The 2,906-nt window shown below is 56.7% G+C and carries 3 protein-coding genes and 2 pseudogenes; 3 read left to right on the forward strand and 2 right to left on the reverse strand.

Annotated features, from left to right (window positions below; all coding sequences use genetic code 11):
* The first annotated feature begins 288 nt into the window (after nt 1-288).
* Complete coding sequence (locus ACPYOI_RS35370; protein WP_481424090.1) at nt 289-471, forward strand: hypothetical protein; 183 nt, start codon at nt 289-291, stop codon at nt 469-471.
* Between the two features lie 79 nt (nt 472-550).
* Here the strand turns inward: ACPYOI_RS35370 and ACPYOI_RS35375 are convergent.
* Nucleotides 551-766 (reverse strand): annotated as a pseudogene (locus ACPYOI_RS35375) (hypothetical protein); the annotation flags it as partial.
* Nucleotides 663-983: a hypothetical protein gene (locus ACPYOI_RS35380; RefSeq protein ID WP_481424091.1), complete on the reverse strand. Its 321-nt coding sequence runs from the start codon at nt 981-983 to the stop codon at nt 663-665. The gene ACPYOI_RS35380 and the pseudogene ACPYOI_RS35375, both read right to left, overlap by 104 nt.
* A gap of 408 nt (nt 984-1,391) precedes the next feature.
* On the opposite strand from ACPYOI_RS35380, the gene trpC reads away from it, so the two are divergent.
* Nucleotides 1,392-2,207 (forward strand): indole-3-glycerol phosphate synthase TrpC, encoded by an 816-nt coding sequence (gene trpC, locus ACPYOI_RS35385; RefSeq protein ID WP_481424089.1) that lies wholly within the window; start codon nt 1,392-1,394, stop codon nt 2,205-2,207.
* Nucleotides 2,208-2,249: 42 nt separating this feature from the next.
* Nucleotides 2,250-2,363, forward strand: a pseudogene (locus tag ACPYOI_RS35390) (IS630 family transposase); the annotation flags it as partial.
* Nucleotides 2,364-2,906: the final 543 nt, after the last annotated feature.

Raw genomic sequence — 2,906 nt, forward strand, 5'->3', positions numbered from 1 at the left:
AATCAAATCCTGGGCGATGCTTTGACAATCACACTTGGTTGATTCATCGGGCCGTTGGTAAACGAGCATCTGCTTGTTGTTTTGAACTTGGTCGCCCAGTCCCCGCCGCGTGATAAATGGCCGCGAGCGGAATGCTCATCGAGATTTGCAGGAGATGTCGATGTAGCCGCCGGTTTCCGGAATCAGACGGGGTGTCACGAGTCCTTCGCGGCTGGCTCGATCGGTCTGCGGGATGGTTGGTTGTGGCCCACCCCTTTTGCCGCCTCGGGCAGACCGAGAGGCTTCGTGATGCACACCTTCATCCGCGGCGCTGCAACCGGCGAACAATTCGCGCTTCTGGCCGAGCCTGTGACGATCGAGACGTCGGACGTTAGTCGCCTTGCAAACCGTCACCTGCTGCTTTCCATCTCGCTGAGAAATGCCGTTGCGACCTGTCAAACTCGCATGGGCGGCGACGACCAAGGCGTTTGACCTCGCTCGTAACGTACCCTCCCAGAAATTTATTGTAATTTTTGAAGACTATGCATCCTTTTGAAAAGCCCTGCGGGCCGAGCATGTAACGGTGCGCAAGCAAGCCGTCGAGGCGGTAGATGTCGACGCTGCCCACGGGGATGAGGCGCAGCGCGTGGACGCCGTGAAAAAGCTGCTCGCGCAATACGAGATCATAGACGTTTGGTGGTGTAGGCCCGCGATTTTTTTTCGTCCGCCTCATCGGGATCGGCCAACATGTCGCCGAGCCCCGAGTGCGCTTCCAATCGCTCGCCATTTGGCATGTAGACGATATTCGCGCCGATATCGTAAACCGCGGTCAACCGATCTGCGTGGCACATCAGTTTGAAGTCATGATGGTGAGCCCATGAGCTTCGAGTTCGAACCGCGCGGACACGGTTTTTTCGATCGGCGTTCTCCTCCTTGGCAACGAAGCGTCGCAGCGCGGAAAGAAGTTCACCTTTTCCGACTACGCAGAACTCGTCGGGAAGCACACCTGATCAACGAACCCTCGTTAGGAAGCTTGCAAATGGAAGCCCTGCGGTTACTGATTTTTGAGACTTGACTACAATTGTAGCAAAGGGCGACGCACAAAAGGCAGCTCTAAAGTCCACGATTGGATATCGTGACCCTTGTCGCCACTCGTCGCCACTCGCGACCGAGACTTCCCGTTATGAATGCTGTGGGATCGTCTACGCTGCCCAGTATGCGGCAGCCGGAAGGTGGCGGTCGTGTTCATGCCGAGCCGCCGATCCATGGCGCCAACATGTTAGAGAGAGCGTTGATGCCATCACGCCGCAATATTTCATCCGAAACGGAATTCGTTGGATTCGAAACTCGATTGCAACAAGCTGCCGCCATTCAGATCGCCTCCAAGCCGGGGAGGCGAATAGGAATGGATGATGGCCGATATCCTCACGAAAATTGAAGCATACAAGCGCGAGGAAATCGCGGCCGCCAAGGCCGAGGTTTCGCTGGCAGATTTGAGGGCTATGCAAGCCGAACAGTCGGCGCCGCGCGGCTTTCACAAGGCATTATCCGTCCGGAAAGATGCGGGTCTGTTTGGACTGATTGCCGAGATCAAGAAGGCAAGCCCGTCGAAAGGCCTGATCCGTCCCGATTTTGATCCGCCAGCGCTGGCCAAGGCGTATGAACTCGGCGGGGCGGCTTGCCTGTCGGTGCTCACCGACAGGCCGAGCTTTCAGGGGGCGCCGGAATTCCTGACCGCTGCCCGTGCTGCCTGTGCCTTGCCGGCGCTGCGCAAGGACTTCATGTTCGAGACCTATCAGGTGCACGAGGCTCGTGCGTGGGGTGCGGACTGCATCCTGTTGATCATGGCTTCGCTGTCCGATGACGACGCCGAACGTCTGCAGGATGAGGCCTTCGGCCTCGGCATGGATGTCCTCGTGGAAGTCCACGACGTCGAAGAGATGGAGCGGGCGCTGAAACTCTCCTCACCGCTGATTGGCGTCAACAACCGCAATCTGCGAACGTTCGAAGTCAACCTTGCGACCAGCGAGAAACTCGCCGCCATGGTGCCCGACGGCCGCTTGCTCGTCGGCGAAAGCGGCATCTTCACCAACCCGGATTGCAAGCGTCTGGAAATGTCCGGGATCACCACTTTCCTCGTCGGTGAAAGCCTGATGCGCAAGTACGACGTCACCGCTGCGACCCGCGCGCTGCTATTTGGCGATGGCATCGAGGATCTAATACAGTAGACGTTTTAGAAGTGCGCCAGAGAATGGCAAGAAGGGACGGCAGTCCGCCTCTCTTCCGTGGTGAAATGGTCGTAGCGTCATCGCGCGACCGGGTCAGTTCACCCCGGCAAGATGGGCGGTCACCGCAAGCACATTGCGGAGCCGCGTCGCGCCTTCGGTTCATGGGTATTCCCAGGCGTCGGCGAGATAACAGCTTTGAGCTTTAAGGCGGACGACGACCCAGCCCACTTCAAAAGCTCGGGGACCGTACGAACCCTTCCGGCTGACGCCTCGGCGTTTCCAGTCTGGTGAAAAAGACGATCCCGGCCGCATCTCACATGTGGGCTTGACCTCATTGCCCGATTAAAGAAGCGGACTTTAGAACTGCCTTTTGGGCGTCGCACTTTGTTACGAATGCAGTCACGTCTCGCAAATCGGTAATCTCAGCGAAACACGACAAGCTCATGAAATGTTGAGCGTAGATCACGAATATTGCCTGACAGAAATTCGTTTTCGACCCGTGCGGAAGATCTGCGTTTGAAGTCCATCGTCGCGGCAGGTGCTGAGTGCACTGCCAGGCAGTGTTTACGAACTTTCCGAGGTACAGCAGATGTCAAAATATCGCAGTATGTTGCCGCAGTTAAATGCCGGAATATTCCTGACAAACGCCAGCATGAACACAACGCTATCCTATAAGAGAAATATCGATTTGCCATACAG

The organism is Rhizobium sp. SVR5-2C (assembly GCF_056755115.1).